This window comes from Streptomyces sp. NPDC028722 (genome assembly GCF_040637655.1).
In the GTDB taxonomy this organism is placed as follows: domain Bacteria; phylum Actinomycetota; class Actinomycetes; order Streptomycetales; family Streptomycetaceae; genus Streptomyces.
Genome location: NZ_JBEZWU010000001.1, coordinates 274,938 through 290,597, shown reverse-complemented (window position 1 = coordinate 290,597; position 15,660 = coordinate 274,938). Strand labels below are relative to the sequence as shown.

Below are 15,660 nucleotides of genomic sequence, written 5' to 3'. Positions count from 1 at the left end.
ATGACCGGACACACCCAGAACGAGATCACCATCGCGGCACCCGTCGACCTGGTCTGGGACATGACCAACGACGTCGCGAACTGGCCGCAGCTGTTCAGCGAGTACGCCCGGGCCGACATCCTCTCCCAGGAGGGGAACAAGGTCACCTTCCGTCTCACCATGCACCCCGACGAGAACGGCACGGTGTGGAGCTGGGTCTCGGAACGGGAGACCGACCGTGACCGGCTGAGCGTCACGGCCCGCCGCATCGAGACCGGCCCCTTCGCCCACATGGACATCCGCTGGGAGTACGAGGAGGTCCCGGAAGGCACCCGGATGATCTGGACGCAGGACTTCGCGATGAAGCCCGACGCGCCCGTCGACGACGCCTGGATGACCGACAACATCAACAAGAACTCCAAGGTCCAGCTGGCCCTGATCCGGGACCGGATCGAGAAGGCGGCCGCCGGCCACCGGCCCGCCCCGGCCCTGGCCGACTGAGCCGCAGGACAGGAGAAGACCGTGCACCAGGCCCTGATCGTCGCCCGCATGGCCCCGGGTTCCGCCTCCGACATCGCCAAGGTGTTCGCGGAGTCCGACCGGGGAGAGCTGCCGCACCTCGTCGGCGTCGTCCGGCGCAGCCTCTTCCAGTTCGGCGATGTGTACATGCACCTCGTCGAGTCCGAGCGGGAGCCGGGACCGGCCATCGCCAAGGTCACCTCGCACCCCGACTTCGTCGAGGTCAGCGAGCGCCTCTCGGCGTACGTCAGCGCGTACGACCCGGAGACCTGGCGGTCCCCGAAGGACGCGATGGCGCAGCGCTTCTACCTCTGGGAGCGCGACGCCGGAGCGTGAGACCCCCGTCCGGCCATCGGTGCGGGGCCCGCGTCACGACGCGGGCCCCGCACCGGTGTTGCGCGCGGGCGTCCGCTCACGCGGAGACCGTGCAGTCGAACGCGTGCAGATAGGGGTTGACCGGCCGGATGTCACCGACGGCCAGGCCCGCGCCCTCCAGCCGCGCGACCATGCTGGCGGTGGTGTGCTTGGCCCCGCCGACGTTGAGCAGCAGCAGCAGGTCCATGGCGGTGCTGAACCGCATCGACGGGGTGTCGTCGACGAGGTTCTCGATGACCACGACCCGGGTGCCGGGACCGCCCGCCTCCAGCACGTTGCGCAACAGCCTGGTCGTGGACTCGTCGTCCCACTCCAGGATGTTCTTGATGATGTAGACGTCGGCCTCGACCGGGACGGACACCCGGACGTCGCCGGGCACGATGCGCGCCCGGCCGGAGAGGTCGCCGCCCTCGCGCAGCCGCGGCACGGCGTTCTCCACCACCCGGGGCAGGTCGAGCAGGTAGCCCCGCATCGCCGGGTACTTGTCCAGCAGGCTCGCCACCACGTGGCCCTGCCCGCCGCCGAGGTCCGCGACGGACGAGGCGCCGGACAGGTCCAGCAGCGCGGCGACATCGCGCGCCGACTGCTCGCTGGAGGTGGTCATCGCCCGGTTGAAGACGTCCGCCGACTCGGGGGCGTCCTCGTTCAGGTAGACGAAGAACTCCTTGCCGTAGAGGTCCTCGACGACGTTGCGGCCGGAGCGGACCGCCTCGTCCAGCCTCGGCCAGGCGTCCCAGGTCCACGGCTCGGTGCACCACAGGGAGATGTAGCGCAGGCTGTTCGGGTCGTCCTCGCGCAGCAGCCGGGACATGTCGGTGTGGGCGAACGTCCCGTCCGGCCGCTCGGTGAAGACGCCGTAGCAGGACAGGGCGCGCAGCAGCCGGCGCAGCGGCTTGGGCTCGGCCCGCACGGCCGCCGCGAGGTGCTCCACGGTCAGGGGTGCGTCGCCGAGTACGTCGGCGACGCCCAGCCGGGCGGCGGCGCGGACGGCGGCGGCACAGGCCGCCCCGAACACGAGCTCTCTCAGCCGCATCGACGGCGGAGGGGGAGGGGTCGCCCCCTGGCCGGCCGGTGCCGACAGCTCGGGGGATGGTGCGGTCATGTGCCGCCTTCCTTCCTTGTGTGGGTGAGGTCCGGCCGTCCGGTCAGCACAGTCCCGCGGGCTTGGAGGCCCGGCAGGAGTTGGCGTCGAAGGCGTTCTTGCGCTTGGCGGCCTCCTGGTTCACCAGGTCCGCCGGGGCGTTGTTCTCCAGGTGGTTGCCGGTGATCCGGTTCCGTTCGCTCGGGGCGCCCACGAAGCTCTTGAACAGGACGATGCCGCCCGACAGCGGGGACCTGCCCGAGTGGCCGAGCACGGTGTTCCTCGTCACCAGTGCCTTCTCGGTGCCGGTCAGTACGATGCCGGAGCCCTTCAGGTAGGGCAGCCGGGCGGTCTTGGGGCAGTACTTGTTGTTCCGCTCCAGGCGGTTGTCGCTCACGGTCAGGGCGCCCGCCCGCGGCTTGTTCTCGTCGCCGACGACGAACACGCCGGCGCAGTTGGCGGTGAGGTAATTGCCGGCGACGGTGAGGTTGCGCAGCCGGCGGACGGTGATGCCGATGCGGTTGTCCTCGAGGTGGTTGTCCTCGACCCGCGTGCCCTTGCTGTCGGTGGCGCCCTGCTCGGCCTTCACGTTGTTGGCGAGGAACAGGCCCGCGTCGCCGTTGCCCCGGGCGGTGTCCTCCCGGAAGACGCCGCGGGTGGAGTGCTCCTGGGCGATGCCCCACTGCCCGTTGTCGTCGGCGGTCACCCCGCGCACGGTCAGGCGGTCGGTGCCCATGGCCCACAGCCCGGTCTTGGAGAAGCCGGCCACCTTCAGGTCGGCGACGGTGACGTCCCGCAGGGCCTTGTTCTTCCCGCCGACGACACAGATGCCGTTGCCGTACCCCCGGCAGCTGGCGGAGGCCTTCTTGGAGGCAGTGGCGGAGGCCTTCGCGGCCGGCCGGATCACCGTGCGCTGACCCGCGCCGCGCAGGGTCAGTCCCGGTGTCCGCACCGTGACGCTCTCGCGGTAGGTGCCGGCGCGCACGAGCACGGTGTCACCGGACCGGGCGGCGTTCACCGCCTTCTGGATCGACTCACCCGGGTGCACCACGAGGGTCCGGTGGGCGGCCGACGCCGGGGTGGTGCCGGCGAACGTACCGAGGAGGACCGTGGTGCACGCGAGGTACGAGATGTGGTGTTTTTTCACATTCCGAAGGCTAGGAGCACATGACCCGATTACCTGGTGATGCTCCGTTCGGCGGCGTGTCCCCCGGAGACGGGGGAGCGCCCCGCCCGGGCGCCGGGGGAACGGCCGTGCGGGCTGCTAGCTTCGCGAGCGGTCCGAGGGCCCCGGGCGTTCCGGGGCGGTACGGGGGCATGGCCGCGAGCGGAGGCAACGGTGACCGGTACCACGGAAGACGCGCACGGTTCGGCAGCCGGCCCCTTCCGGCGCCGCAGCTTCCTGGCATCGGCGGCCCTGGTGGCCGCCGCCCAGGTCCCGGCCGCGGATCCGGTACGGGCGGCCGATCCCGATCCGGCCGGGGTGCCCGATCCGGCCGGGGGGCCTGGGCAGGCCGGCGCGCTGCCGGAGTGCGGGCCGCCCGGCGGGCCCGGCTGCCGGTCCGTGGCGGGACTGCTCGCCGTCCCGGAGGCGGACCGCGGGGTCGGCTGGCTCAGGCAGGCCCTGGAGGCGGCCGTGGCCCTGGAACTCGCCACGCTCCCGCCCTACCTGTGCGCCTGGTGGTCCGTCGGGGACCGCCGGGGAGAGGCCGCCCGGCTGATCCGGCGCGTCATCGGCGACGAGATGTACCACCTGGGCGCGGTCTGCAACCTGCTCGTGGCCGTGGGCGGCCGACCCCGGATCAGGGAGTCGGCGCCCACCTACCCCGGACCGCTGCCCGGCGGTGTCCGCAGCGGGCTGAAGGTGTACCTGTCCGGGCTCACCCGGTCCTTCGTGCACGACGTGATGATGGCGATCGAGGCCCCCGACACACCGCTCGCCCGGGCGGCGGACCGCTCGCCCAGCATCGGCGACTTCTACGGCGACCTGCTGAAGGCGTTCCGCGAGGCGGCACCGGAGCTGTCGGCGCGCGGACAGCTGTCCAGCCGCATCGGCTCCGACGAGCTGGAGCCGGTCCGCTCCCTCGACGACGTCGAGCGCAGCATCGCGATCGTCAAGGAGCAGGGCGAGGGGACCGCGAGTTCCCCGGCCGACTCCGTCCAGGACGATCATCCGGCGCACTACTACGCCTTCGCCGAGATCTACCACGGCCGGCAGTTGCGCCGCACCGACCACGGCTGGCACTTCACCGGCGCGCCGGTGCCCTTCCCCGACGCCCGCCCCATGGCGCGGGTCCCGGCCGGCGGCTGGCCGCATCCGCCGCAGCGGGTCCGGCAGCTCCTGGACCGGTTCGACCGCACGTACGCCACCGTGCTGGACAAGCTCGACGCGGCCTGGTCCGGCGGCGGTGCGAGCGCCATGGGCGCGGCCGTCCACGCCATGCGCGCGATGGAGGAGCCCGCCGTGGAGCTGATGGAGATCACGATCCCGGACGCCCCGGGCAACTACGGCCCCCAGTTCCGCCTGCCCTAGACGACGCCGGCCCGGGACGACGTCGGCCCCGACAACGCCGGGGGCGTGCGGGGCCTGACTGTCGTGCGGACCGCCGGTGGCGGTCCGCGGTGGTGCGGCGGAGTGCTCAGCGCCCCCGCGGTCCGCCCTTGGGCAGCTTCATGCCCTTCGGCATCGGGCCCTTGGGCAGCGGCATGTTGCTCATCAGGTCGCCCAGGGCACGCAGCCGGTCGTTGGTGGCCGTGACCTGGGGGCCGGTGAGCACGCGCGGCAGCTTCAGCATGGTCGTGCGGAGCTTCTTCAGCTCGACCTGGCCCTCGCCGGTGCCGACGATCAGGTCGTGCACCGGGACGTCCGCGACGATGCGGTTCATCTTCTTCTTCTCGGCGGCCAGCAGGCTCTTCACCCGGTTCGGGTTGCCCTCGGCGACCAGCACGATGCCGGCCTTGCCGACCGCCCGGTGCACCACGTCCTGGCTGCGGTTCATCGCCACCGCCGGAGTGGTCGTCCAGCCGCGGCCGACGTTGTCCAGCACGGCCGCGGCGGCGCCCGGCTGGCCCTCCATCTGACCGAAGGCGGCCCGCTCGGCACGGCGGCCGAACACGACGGCCGTCGCCAGCAGGGCGATCAGCAGACCGAAGACACCCAGGTAGACCGGGTGGCCGATCAGGAAGCCGATCGCGAGGAAGACACCGAGCGTGCCGATGCCGACGGCCGCGAGCACCAGGCCGATCGTCTTGTCGGCCTTGCGGGTCATCTTGTACGTGAGGGCGATCTGCTTCAGTCGCCCGGCATTCGCGGCGTCCGCCGCGGGTTCCTTCCTCGCCATGCCACGAAGTCTACGTGCCCCCGGGAGCGCGGACGACGGCAGTGCCCGGCGGGGGCCGCACGGGACCGGCGCGGGCGTCAGGAGCGGGTGGCGGCCTGCTCCAGGAACCGCTGCGCCTCGACCCGGTCCTTGGCGCGGCGGCGGTCCTCCAGGACGGAGGTCCAGGCGTTGCGGCGGGCGGTGCGCTGACCGCCGCTCATCAGCAGCGACTCGACGGCCCGAAGGGCGTCGGTGAAGGACGGGATCGCGGTGGCGTGTACCGGCGCGGCCTGCATGGGCGGGGTCCCCCCTGGAAGCGGATGGTGTACGGGGCGTGATACCAGAGTCACTGTTTGGTGTTACCAGGGCGTGTCCGACCGGTCAAACGCCCATGAACCCGAATGCGTCGCCCCGTGAACGCCGACGCGGCCCTGACGTACGCCCTCATCAGCGAGGACGGTCAGGACCGCGTCGGTTCGGCCAATACCGGCCGGTAGTGCTTGTGCGTGACTTCACACGGCCGTCGGACGGCCTGGCGGACGGCCCGTCAGACGGCCTGGGCCGCGCTGTAGGAGCCGCGCTTCTCCACGGCCATCCGGTAGAGGCGGCCGGCGCGGTAGGAGGACCGCACCAGCGGGCCGGACATCACACCGGAGAAGCCGATCTGCTCGGCCTCCTCCTTCAGCTCCACGAACTCGTGCGGCTTGACCCAGCGCTCCACCGGGTGGTGGCGCACGGACGGACGCAGGTACTGGGTGATGGTGATCAGCTCGCAGCCCGCCTCGTGCAGCTGCTTCAGCGCCTCGCTGACCTCCTCACGGGTCTCGCCCATGCCGAGGATCAGGTTGGACTTGGTGACCAGGCCGACGTCGCGGGCCTCGGTGATGACCTTCAGGGAGCGCTCGTAGCGGAAGCCGGGGCGGATCCGCTTGAAGATCCGCGGGACCGTCTCGACGTTGTGCGCGAAGACCTCGGGCCGGGCGGAGAAGACCTCCGCGAGCTGCTCGGGGACCGCGTTGAAGTCGGGCGCCAGCAGCTCGACCTTGGTCCGGCCGCCCTCCCGGTCCGCCGTCTGGAGGTGGATCTGGCGCACGGTCTCGGCGTACAGCCAGGCGCCGCCGTCCGCCAGGTCGTCGCGGGCGACGCCGGTGATGGTGGCGTAGTTCAGGTCCATGGTGACCACGGACTCGCCGACGCGGCGCGGCTCGTCCCGGTCCAGCGCCTCGGGCCTGCCGGTGTCGATCTGGCAGAAGTCGCAGCGCCGGGTGCACTGGTCGCCGCCGATGAGGAAGGTCGCCTCGCGGTCCTCCCAGCACTCGTAGATGTTCGGGCAGCCGGCTTCCTGGCAGACCGTGTGCAGGCCCTCGCTCTTCACGAGGCTCTGCATCTTCGTGTACTCGGGGCCCATTTTCGCCCGGGTCTTGATCCACTCGGGCTTGCGCTCGATGGGGGTCTGGCTGTTGCGGACCTCCAGGCGCAGCATCTTGCGTCCGTCGGGTGCGACTGCGGACACGACCGGCTCCCTAGCGATTGATTCTTCGGCGTTCCCCAGGGTACGCCCGTTGATTTCATGGCCCGGTGCGGGCGCCGTTCTCGGGGGCGGGCCGCCGCTACGCGGGTGTCCTCTCGATGTCCCGCGGCTTGAGGTCCGCGTTCTCCAGGATGTCCCTCAGGTGCTTCTCGACCGCCGGCAGGACCTCCTCGACCGTGACGTCCCGGCCCAGCTCGGCCGCGAGCGAGGTGACGCCCGCGTCGCGGATGCCGCACGGGATGATCCGGTCGAACCAGACGTTGTCCGGGTTCACGTTGAAGGAGAAGCCGTGCATCGTGACGCCCTTGGCGACACGGATGCCGATCGCGGCGATCTTGCGGTCCTCGCGCCGCTGGCCGGCGTTGGAGGGGGCGTACTCCGGGCCGTCGAGGCGGGGGTCGAACTCCTCGTCGGTCAGCCGCGGGTCGAAGTCGAGGGAGAGGCCGCCGAGGGCGGGGCGCCGCTCGACCGGGTCGCCGAGCACCCACACGCCGCTGCGGCCCTCCACCCGGGTGGTCTCCAGGCCGAAGTCGGCGCAGGTGCGGATGAGGGCCTCCTCCAGGCGCCGCACGTGCGCGACGACGTCCACCGGGCGGGGCAGCTTCTGGATCGGGTACCCCACCAGCTGGCCCGGTCCGTGCCAGGTGATCTTGCCGCCGCGGTCCACGTCGATGACCGGGGTGCCGTCCAGCGGGCGCTCGTTGTCCTGTGTGCGGCGGCCCGCGGTGTACACCGGGGGGTGTTCCAGGAGGAGCACGGTGTCCGGGACCTCGTCGGCGAACCGGGCGGCGTGCACCCGGCGCTGCTCGTCCCAGGCCTCCTGGTACTCGACGGCATCCGCACCGAACCCCATACGGACGAACCGCAACTCACTCACGGCAAGCGCCTCCCTCAGCGACCGGTGTGTCAGGCGCGTCAAGCGCCCACGTCACTGTACGTCCGACCGGAGTACGTCAGCCCTGCGGGCGTTCCTCACACGATCGGATGAATGCCCGGCGAAAGGTGCGAGCGTCCGTTCACTCTCCGCTACATTCGCGCCGTTCGTGAGGCCATATGGGCTGCTCAAAAGCAATCCGGGCACTTCAGAGGCCCGGAAGGCAGGAGACCGCACCGCAGATGACGGACCGACCCGCGCAGCGCACCCCCAACCGCCAGCTCGCCGCGCTCATCGCAGAGGCGGGGTTCTCCAACGCGGGTCTGGCTCGTCGGGTCGACCAGCTCGGCCTGGAGCACGGGCTGGACCTCAGATACGACAAGACCTCGGTCACCCGCTGGCTGCGCGGACAGCAGCCGCGCGGCACGACGCCCGCCCTCATCGCCGAGGTGTTCACCCGGCGGCTCGGACGCCGGCTCAGCGCCCAGGACCTCGGCCTGGACGCGTGCGCGCCGGTCTACGCCGGGCTGGAGTACGCGGCCGGCCCCGAGGAGGCCGTCGACATCGTCAGCGGGCTGTGGCGCAAGGACTCCGGCAGCCACGCCGAGCTGCGCAAGATCGCCTTCACCCCGGCCGGGCTGGTCGTGCCCAGCCGGGACTGGCTGATCGGCAAGCCCGACGACCGGGTGGCCCGGGACCCGGCACCCCGGGTGCCCGCCCAGGGCCGCCCTGGCGCGGCCAGGCCCCAGCCGCAGCCCCGTCCGGGGGTGCCGGTGCCGTCGCGGCCGGGCGGGACCGGCGGACACGGCCCCGGCCACCGGGTCACCGGCGGCGACATCTCCGCGCTCCGCTCGGTCGGCGAGCTGTTCCGCACCCTCGACGACCGGTTCGGCGGCGGCCACGCCCGGCAGGCACTGGTGCGCTATCTGGAGCACGAGTGCGAGCCGATGCTCCGCGGCAGCTACGACGAGCAGACCGGCCGCCGGCTGTTCGGCGCCGCCGCCGACCTGACCCGGCTCGCGGGCTGGACGTCGTACGACATCGCCGCGCACGGGCTGGCCCAGCGGTACTTCGTGCAGGCCCTGCGGCTCGCGCAGGCGGCCGGCGACCGGGCGTACGGCTCCTTCGTCCTGGTCACCATGAGCCGCCAGGCCGTCTACCTCAGCCACGGCAGGGAGGCCGTGCAGCTGGCGCGGGTCGCCCAGCAGGGGGTCGGCACGGGCGCCCCGCCGGTCGTGCAGGCGCTGCTGCACGCCGCCGAGGCGCGGGCGCACGGCGTCCTGGGCGAGGTGCGGGCGTGCACCGCGGCGCTCGTGCGGGCCGAGCGCGCCCTGGACGCGGCACGAGCCGGGGACGACGTGCCGCACTGGGCCGCGTTCTTCGACGAGGCGCAGCTCGCCGACGAGTTCGGGCACTGCCACCGCGATCTCCAGCAGTTCCGGGCCGCCGCCCAGCACGCCGAGCGCTCGCTCCAGCTGCGCGCCCCCGCGTACGCCCGCAGCCGCCTGTTCTGCCGGGTCGTCCTGGCCACCGCCCGCCTCGCCCTCGGCGAACTGGACCAGGCCTGCGCGCTCGGGGCCGAGGCCGCCGGCCAGGCGGCCGAGATGCGCTCCGCCCGCGCGGTCGAGTACGTGCGGGACTTCGAACGCCGGCTGGAGCCCTACCGGGACGCGCTTCCGGTCCGCACCTACCGGGAGAAGGTGGCGGCCCTGGCCTGAACGCGCCCCGGGCCTCAGGCAGCCCGCGGCAGCGTCGGGACCGGGTCGGCCCGGTGGAGGGAGGCCGCCATGCCCAGGTCGGAGAGGATCGCCGTCGCCGCCCGGCGGGCGGAGTGCAGAGCGCCCTGGACGGTGCCGGAGTCCCGGTGGTCCCCGCAGACGTACAGACCCGCCAGCAGCCGTACCGGCCGGCGCGGATCGTGCGGCGGGCGCATCACCGGGACCGCCTCCGGCGTGTGGTGCACGGCCAGCGTCTCCCAGTGGCGCGTCGAGGTGCCGTAGAGCCGGGCGAGGTGGATGCGGACCGCCGTGTCCACGCCTGGTGGCGGGGTGCCCAGCACGGTCGAGGAGATCAGCGTCCGGCCGGCCGGCGCCCGGCTCGGGTCCACGTTGCTGAGCACCGCCGTGTGCGCCACCGGCCCGCCCCGGTCGGCGTCCAGCAGCAGTGAGGTCCCGGTCGTGAAGGCCGCCCCGGGCTCGTCGGTGGTGTGGTGGAGCACGGTCACCGGGTGGAAGTCCGGCACCCGGAGCCCCGGCAGCAGTTCCGCCGCGGCCCGCGCGTCGGTCGCGAGCAGCACCGCCCGGCAGCGGATCTCCCCGTGCTCGGCGGTGGCCACCGACGTCGTGGACACCGAGGTGACCCGCACCCCGGTGTGCACGGTGTCCGGTGGCAGCGCCCGGGACAGCAGCTCGGGCAGCGTCCTGGCGCCGCCCTCGGGCACGCACAGCCGTCCGCTCGCGAAGGCGTGCAGCGCCAGGTCGGCGCACCGGCTGGACGTGATCAGCTCCGGGTCGCACAGCAGTGCGGCGAGCAGCGGGCGCAGGAAGCCCTCGATGGTGCGCGCCGGCACCCCGCGCCGGGCGAGGGCCAGCGCGGCCGGCAGCTCGGGGCGGGCCAGGAGGCGGTCGACGGGCGTGGCCGCGATCCGGCCGAGCGCGGCGCCCAGCCGGGCCTGGTCCACGGCGCCGCCCACCGGCGCGCCGGCCCGGCCGGGCGGGGGCACCGGGCCCCGGGGGGTGCCGGCGAGGGCTCGCACCACGTGAAGTGCGCCCCGTGCGCCCCGCGCGCTCCCTCCGGGCGCCGGCGCGCCCGCGCGCTGGGTGCGGCCGTCGCGGTGCAGCAGGACGCCCGGCGCGAAGCGGCGCACGGCCAGGGCGCCCGGGCCCGGGGTCGGGCGGAGTTCGGGGTAGGACGTGGACAGCAGCTGTCCGATGCGGTCGAGCCGGAAGCCGTCGACCTTCTCGGTCGACATACGGCCGCCGACGGACGGGGCGGCCTCCAGGACCGCGGTCGTCAGTCCTGCGCTGGTCAGCCGGTGAGCCGCCGAGAGGCCGGCGACTCCGGCTCCCACGACGACGACGTCCACCTGGTACGCGGGCTCAAGCACGAGGCCCCTCCTGTGGTTGCGCGGCCGGTGGAGACGTCATGCCCCCAACTGGCGTCCGGGATACCGGAGTTCGCGTCGAGGGTAGGGGCCGCCTTCGGTCAGAAGGAGTCGCGCATCAACAGAGCACGGTCGCATAGAGGTCGCATACGGTCACTTTCGTTCGCCCTGGTTGCCAGTCGGCTCATCCCGCCGCACGGATCGCCTCATCGATGCCCGGGAAGGCGAACCGGAACCCCGACTCCAGCAACCGCTTCGGCACCACCCGCTGACTGCCCAGCACATCCCCGGCCATCTCCCCGAGCGCCGCCCGCAGCGCCGGCGCGGGCACCGCGAACACCGCCGGGCGGCGCAGCACCCGGGACATCGCCGCCGTGATCTCACGGTTCGTCAGCGGCTCGGGCGCCGTCAGATTGACCGGCCCGGACAGCGTGGCGGTGTCCAGGACGTGCCGGATCGCGGCGACCTCGTCGTGCAGCGCGATGTACGACCAGTACTGCCGCCCGTCGCCCAGCCGCCCCCCGAGCCCCGCCCGGAACAGCGGGAACAGCCGCGCCCACGCCCCGCCGTCCCGGGCCACGACCAGCCCCGTGCGCAGGAACACCGTCCGCACCCCCGCCTCCCGCACGGGGGCCGCCGCCTCCTCCCACTCCACGCACAGCCCGGACAGGAAGCCGTCGCCCGGCGGGGCGTCCTCGTCCACCACGCGGTCGCCGGTGTCACCGTAGAAGCCGATCGCGCTGCCGTTCAGGAACACCCGCGGCGGCTCGGGGAGCGCGGTCACCGCCTCGGCGAGCGCGGCCGTGCCCCGCACCCGGCTGTCCCGGAGCAGCCGCTTGTACTCCGGAGTCCAGCGCCGGTCACCCACCCCGGCCCCCGCCAGGTTGACCACCGCGTCGCAGCCGGTCAGCCCGGCCGCGTCGACGTGACTCCGCCCGGGGTCCCAGCGGACCTCGTCCGCGCCGCGGGGCGCACGGCGCACCAGACGTACCACCTCGTGCCCGTCCGCGGTCAGGGACCGCACCAGAGCGCTGCCGATGAGGCCGGACGCGCCGGCCACCGCGATGCGTGAACGTTCCATGCCACCAGCATGACCGCACAGCCGCCGGGAAACCCGGTGGGCGCCCCGGACGGCCCGCCGTAGGGTGATCACCATGTCCGAGCTGTCCCTGCGCGCCGCCCGCCCCGACGACGACGCCGAACTGGCCCGCCTCGACCGGGCCGCATGGTCCCCCCTGCACGAGGTGGTGCCCGCGCCCGAGCCGCCCTACGCGCCGTTCTTCGAGCGGCACGACCCGCGGGACCACCTGGTCGCCGAGGCCGGCGGGCGCCTCCTCGGCTACATCCGCCTCGTCCGCCCGACCCCGCTCGCCTCCAACGCGCACGTCCTGGCGGTCCAGGGCTTCCTCGTCGCCGAGGAAGCGCGCGGGCAGGGTGTCGGGCGGGCCCTGATCCGGGCCGCCGTCGCCGAGGCCCGGGGACGCGGCGCCCGGCGCCTCACCCTGCGCGTCCTCGGGCACAACACCCCGGCACGCCGGCTCTACGAGTCCGAGGGGTTCGCCGTCGAGGGCGTGCTGCCCGAAGAGTTCCACCTGGACGGCACCTACGTCGACGACATCCTCATGGGCCGCCGGCTGTGAGCCCCGCGCACCCGGCGGACCGGGCCGCGGCCACCGGCCGCCCTCGTCAGGAACCGACCAGCTCGCCCGTGTCCACCGGCGCCGTCGCCGCGGCCGCGCGCCGGGCGTCGGCCGCCACCTCGGCCGCCGTCAGCGCGTAACCCGTCTCGGCGTCCGAGGTGGAGCGGGCGAAGACCACCCCGAACACCCGGCCGCCCGTCGTCAGCAGCGGGCCCCCGGAGTTGCCCGGCCGGACCGTGGACCGGATCGAGTACACCTCCCGGGTGACCGCGCGGTCGTTGTGGATGTCCTGCCCCAGCGCCCGCACCCGGTTCGCGACCGTCGCCGCCTGGAGGTCCAGGCCCCCGTCCTGCGGATAGCCGGCCACCACCGCCGAGTCCCCGCGCACGGCACCGCCGCCGAACCGCAGCACCGGGGCGCGCAGTCCCGGCACGTACAGCACCGCCACGTCCCGGTCGGGGTCGAACAGCACCACCCGGGCCCCGTACGAGGGACCGACCCCGCCGACCCGCACGCCCGGGCGGTCGATGCCCGCCACCACGTGCGCGTTGGTCATCACCCGCTCCGGCGCGTACACGAACCCGCTGCCCTCCCGGCCCTCGTTGCCGGCGGCGCCCTCGATCTTCACCGAACTCCTGCGGGCCGCCTCCGACGCCGCGGGGGTCACACTGTCACCGGAGGGCCGGGCCACCCGGGCCGTCGACTCGTTCTCGAACGGGTTGAACACCTGCGGGAAACCCGCGTCGGCCAGCGCGGACGTCGCCCGCGAGAACCACGCCGGTGTCGTCTCGGGCATCGCCTGCTGCACCGCGCCCAGCAGTGTCGAGTCCCGTATCTGCGTCGACAGCGTTCGCGCCGGGGCCGCGCCCAGCACGCTCCCCGCCACCCAGGCCACGATCAGCACCGCCACCGCGTTCGCCGCCGCGCCCCCGGCCCCGTCCGCGACCCGCAGCGGCCCCCGGTCCAGCTCCCCGCGCAGCCGCAGCGCCAGCCGGCCCGCCAGTTCGTGCCCCACCACCGCCGGGACCACCACCGTCAGCACCGCGAGCACCGTCGCCGCCGACGTGCCCCGCGCCACCTGGCCCGTCACCCACGGCAGCACCCACACCCCGACCGCGGCGCCGCCCACGAACCCGGTCAGCGAGACGCATCCGGCCACCAGTCCGCGCCGGTATCCGGACACCGCGTACACGACGATCAGCAGCGCGAGCAGCAGGTCGAGCAGGTCCACGCCAGCCGCCTCTCTCCCGGACCCCTCCGCACGGCCGGGACGGGTCCGCCGGCCGGCCACCCGTGCGTGAGCGCACCCGGCGGCGAAACCGGCTCACGTACGTGTGTACCCCGGAAACGTCCGGGACCCGGGCGATGGTTCCACCGGGACGGTCCGGGGCCCGCCGCCCCGCACCCGCGCGGGACAGGACCGGCCGGACCCGGACCGCACGCGGCCCAGCCGGGCCCCACCGTGGCCGGCCGTACCACCGCGCGGACCGGGCCGGCGTCAGTCCTTGAACCGCTCCCACAGGCGCGGATACCGCTGCGCGAGCGCCCGCTCGTTCTCCAGGTCCACCGGCGTGCCCTCGGGCTCCGCGGGCGCCGGGGCGATGCCCAGATCGGGCGCGACGGTCCCGGTCAGCTGCTCGTACGCCTCGTCCGCCGCGTAGCCCAGCTCCTCGCCGTCGCCGTCGATCTCCTCGTCGAACTCGCCCAGCAGCCCGGCCAGCGCGTCCGGATCGTGCAGGGCGCCCTCGAAGACCTCCCGGCCCTGGCCGATCAGCCAGCACCGGAAGAAGTCGAACGCGTCGTCGCTGCACCCGTCCAGCAGCACCCAGGCCGCGCCCCACAGGTCCCACCGGTAGGCGCGGTTGTAACGGGCCTCGAAGTGCCGGGCGAAGTCCAGGACGAGATCGGGGTCCAGCCGGAGCAGCCGTTCCACGAGCAGGTCGGCCTGCTCCTCGGGGTCGCCCCCGGCGGCCTCGCGGGCGGCGTCGATCAGCTCCCAGAACTCCGTCTCGTCCATCACGCCACCAGCATCGGGCCTCGGCCGGTGGGCCGCACGTGGAGTACCGCGGATCGTTACCCGGCGCCCGCCCGCCCGTACAGCTGTGCGAGCCGGGCCGCGTCGGCCGCGCACCGCTCCCGCAGGCTCGCCGGAGCCAGCACCTCCGCCTCCGGCCCGAGCGCCGTCAGCTGGGCGTGCGCGACCTCCTCCGACTCCACGGGCAGTGTCACCGTCACCCATCCGCCGGCGTCGGGCGCCCCCGCACCCGCCAGTGCCCGGCGCGCGGAGAGCGGGTCGACGGCGTGCGGCAGCCCGCGCAGGCCCCGCGGGGACAGCCGTACGACGACCTCGGTGCGCAGGATCGACCGGGCGAAGCGCTCGGTCTGGTCCGCCCAGTGGGCGGGCAGGTCGAAGCCCGGGTCGCGGGCGAACCGCTCGCCGAGGGCGTCGACGGTGTCGAACCGGTCGACGCGGTACGTCCGCGGGGAGCCGCCGTCGGCCACCCGCGCGCACAGGTACCAGACACCCGCCTTCAGCACGAGCCCGTACGGCTCCAGCCGCCGCTTCACGGCATCCTCCCCGCGCCGGTAGACCGCGTCGATCCGCCGGTCGTCCCACACCGCCTCCGCGATCACGGGCAGCAGGCCGGGCGTCACCGGTTCCCGGAACCAGGCCGGGGCGTCCAGATGGAACCGCTGGGCGGCGCTGTCCGGGGCGTCGCGCAGCGAGGGCAGCAGCGCGGCCGCCACCTTCAGCCGGGCCGCCGAGGCGGTGTCCTCCAGCCCCATCTCCCGCAGCGCGCCCGGCACCCCGCTCAGGAACAGCGCCTCCGCCTCGCCGCGCGCCAGGCCCGTCAGCCGCGTCCGGTACCCGCCGGCCAGCCGGTATCCGCCGGCCCGCCCGCGGTCGGCGTACACCGGCACCCCGGCCTCCGACAGCGCCTGCGCGTCGCGCGCCACGGTCCGCTCCGACACCTCCAGCTCCCGCGCGAGTTCGGCGGCGGTCATGGCGGGCCGGGACTGGAGCAGGAGAACCATTCTGATGAGCCGGGCCGCACGCATGGACTCATGATGCCGGAGCCGGCCGACAGCGGGGACGGGCACGGTCCGCCGCCGGCCGGTCACCGCCGCGCGGTCCTGGCGCCGTCACGGCGGAGGACGCACGCACCTGGCTGTACGCGGACACGGTCGGCCGCCGGGTGCGCGGCGGCCGACCGGGACGCGGGCGCGGCGTCCGGTA

General features: G+C 74.1%; 16 protein-coding genes. 5 read left to right on the top strand and 11 right to left on the bottom strand.

What is annotated here, in order from left to right; translation table 11 throughout:
* The gene (locus tag AB0F03_RS01275; RefSeq protein WP_361985051.1) at positions 1-480 is read left to right on the top strand and encodes an SRPBCC family protein; all 480 of its coding nucleotides are present in this window, start codon (positions 1-3) and stop codon (positions 478-480) included.
* Positions 481-501: 21 nt separating this feature from the next.
* Positions 502-834, top strand: a complete 333-nt coding sequence (locus tag AB0F03_RS01270) for a TcmI family type II polyketide cyclase (RefSeq protein WP_121789139.1) — start codon at positions 502-504, stop codon at positions 832-834.
* 76 nt (positions 835-910) lie between these two features.
* On the opposite strand, the gene AB0F03_RS01265 is transcribed toward AB0F03_RS01270, so the two are convergent.
* Entirely contained in the window at positions 911-1,975 is a 1,065-nt protein-coding gene (locus AB0F03_RS01265; RefSeq protein WP_361985048.1) for a methyltransferase, read from the bottom strand.
* 43 nt (positions 1,976-2,018) lie between these two features.
* A complete protein-coding gene (locus AB0F03_RS01260; RefSeq protein ID WP_361985045.1) occupies positions 2,019-3,101 on the bottom strand; it encodes a right-handed parallel beta-helix repeat-containing protein in 1,083 nt (360 codons plus the stop codon).
* Positions 3,102-3,293: 192 nt separating this feature from the next.
* On the opposite strand from AB0F03_RS01260, the gene AB0F03_RS01255 reads away from it, so the two are divergent.
* Entirely contained in the window at positions 3,294-4,487 is a 1,194-nt protein-coding gene (locus AB0F03_RS01255; RefSeq protein ID WP_361985042.1) for a ferritin-like protein, read from the top strand.
* A 106-nt stretch (positions 4,488-4,593) separates the two neighbouring features.
* Here AB0F03_RS01255 and AB0F03_RS01250 read toward each other — a convergent pair whose 3' ends face one another.
* The 4 genes from AB0F03_RS01250 to lipB form a co-directional block, all read right to left on the bottom strand.
* Positions 4,594-5,295 (bottom strand): DUF4191 domain-containing protein, encoded by a 702-nt coding sequence (locus AB0F03_RS01250; protein WP_356825205.1) that lies wholly within the window; start codon positions 5,293-5,295, stop codon positions 4,594-4,596.
* A gap of 77 nt (positions 5,296-5,372) precedes the next feature.
* The gene (locus AB0F03_RS01245) at positions 5,373-5,570 is read right to left on the bottom strand and encodes a hypothetical protein (RefSeq protein ID WP_356825203.1); all 198 of its coding nucleotides are present in this window, start codon (positions 5,568-5,570) and stop codon (positions 5,373-5,375) included.
* Between the two features lie 251 nt (positions 5,571-5,821).
* Positions 5,822-6,787, bottom strand: a complete 966-nt coding sequence (gene lipA / locus AB0F03_RS01240) for a lipoyl synthase (RefSeq protein ID WP_361985038.1) — start codon at positions 6,785-6,787, stop codon at positions 5,822-5,824.
* A gap of 97 nt (positions 6,788-6,884) precedes the next feature.
* Positions 6,885-7,682: a lipoyl(octanoyl) transferase LipB gene (lipB, locus tag AB0F03_RS01235; RefSeq protein WP_361985035.1), complete on the bottom strand. Its 798-nt coding sequence runs from the start codon at positions 7,680-7,682 to the stop codon at positions 6,885-6,887.
* 239 nt (positions 7,683-7,921) lie between these two features.
* Here lipB and AB0F03_RS01230 point away from each other — a divergent pair, with 239 nt between their 5' ends.
* The gene (locus AB0F03_RS01230) at positions 7,922-9,397 is read left to right on the top strand and encodes a regulator (protein WP_361985032.1); all 1,476 of its coding nucleotides are present in this window, start codon (positions 7,922-7,924) and stop codon (positions 9,395-9,397) included.
* Positions 9,398-9,411: 14 nt separating this feature from the next.
* Here AB0F03_RS01230 and AB0F03_RS01225 read toward each other — a convergent pair whose 3' ends face one another.
* Together AB0F03_RS01225 and AB0F03_RS01220 are read right to left on the bottom strand one after the other, a co-directional pair.
* Positions 9,412-10,785 (bottom strand): NAD(P)/FAD-dependent oxidoreductase, encoded by a 1,374-nt coding sequence (locus AB0F03_RS01225; protein WP_361985029.1) that lies wholly within the window; start codon positions 10,783-10,785, stop codon positions 9,412-9,414.
* A 181-nt stretch (positions 10,786-10,966) separates the two neighbouring features.
* Positions 10,967-11,863 (bottom strand): TIGR01777 family oxidoreductase, encoded by an 897-nt coding sequence (locus AB0F03_RS01220; RefSeq protein ID WP_361985026.1) that lies wholly within the window; start codon positions 11,861-11,863, stop codon positions 10,967-10,969.
* Between the two features lie 73 nt (positions 11,864-11,936).
* On the opposite strand from AB0F03_RS01220, the gene AB0F03_RS01215 reads away from it, so the two are divergent.
* A complete protein-coding gene (locus AB0F03_RS01215; protein ID WP_361985023.1) occupies positions 11,937-12,422 on the top strand; it encodes a GNAT family N-acetyltransferase in 486 nt (161 codons plus the stop codon).
* Between the two features lie 46 nt (positions 12,423-12,468).
* Here the strand turns inward: AB0F03_RS01215 and AB0F03_RS01210 are convergent, their stop codons facing one another.
* From AB0F03_RS01210 to AB0F03_RS01200, 3 genes are all read right to left on the bottom strand, one after another.
* Entirely contained in the window at positions 12,469-13,653 is a 1,185-nt protein-coding gene (locus AB0F03_RS01210; RefSeq protein WP_361985020.1) for a MarP family serine protease, read from the bottom strand.
* 267 nt (positions 13,654-13,920) lie between these two features.
* The gene (locus AB0F03_RS01205) at positions 13,921-14,439 is read right to left on the bottom strand and encodes a DUF4240 domain-containing protein (RefSeq protein ID WP_356825268.1); all 519 of its coding nucleotides are present in this window, start codon (positions 14,437-14,439) and stop codon (positions 13,921-13,923) included.
* Positions 14,440-14,495: 56 nt separating this feature from the next.
* Positions 14,496-15,482, bottom strand: a complete 987-nt coding sequence (locus AB0F03_RS01200; protein WP_361985017.1) for a WYL domain-containing protein — start codon at positions 15,480-15,482, stop codon at positions 14,496-14,498.
* Between the last annotated feature and the right edge of the window lie 178 nt (positions 15,483-15,660).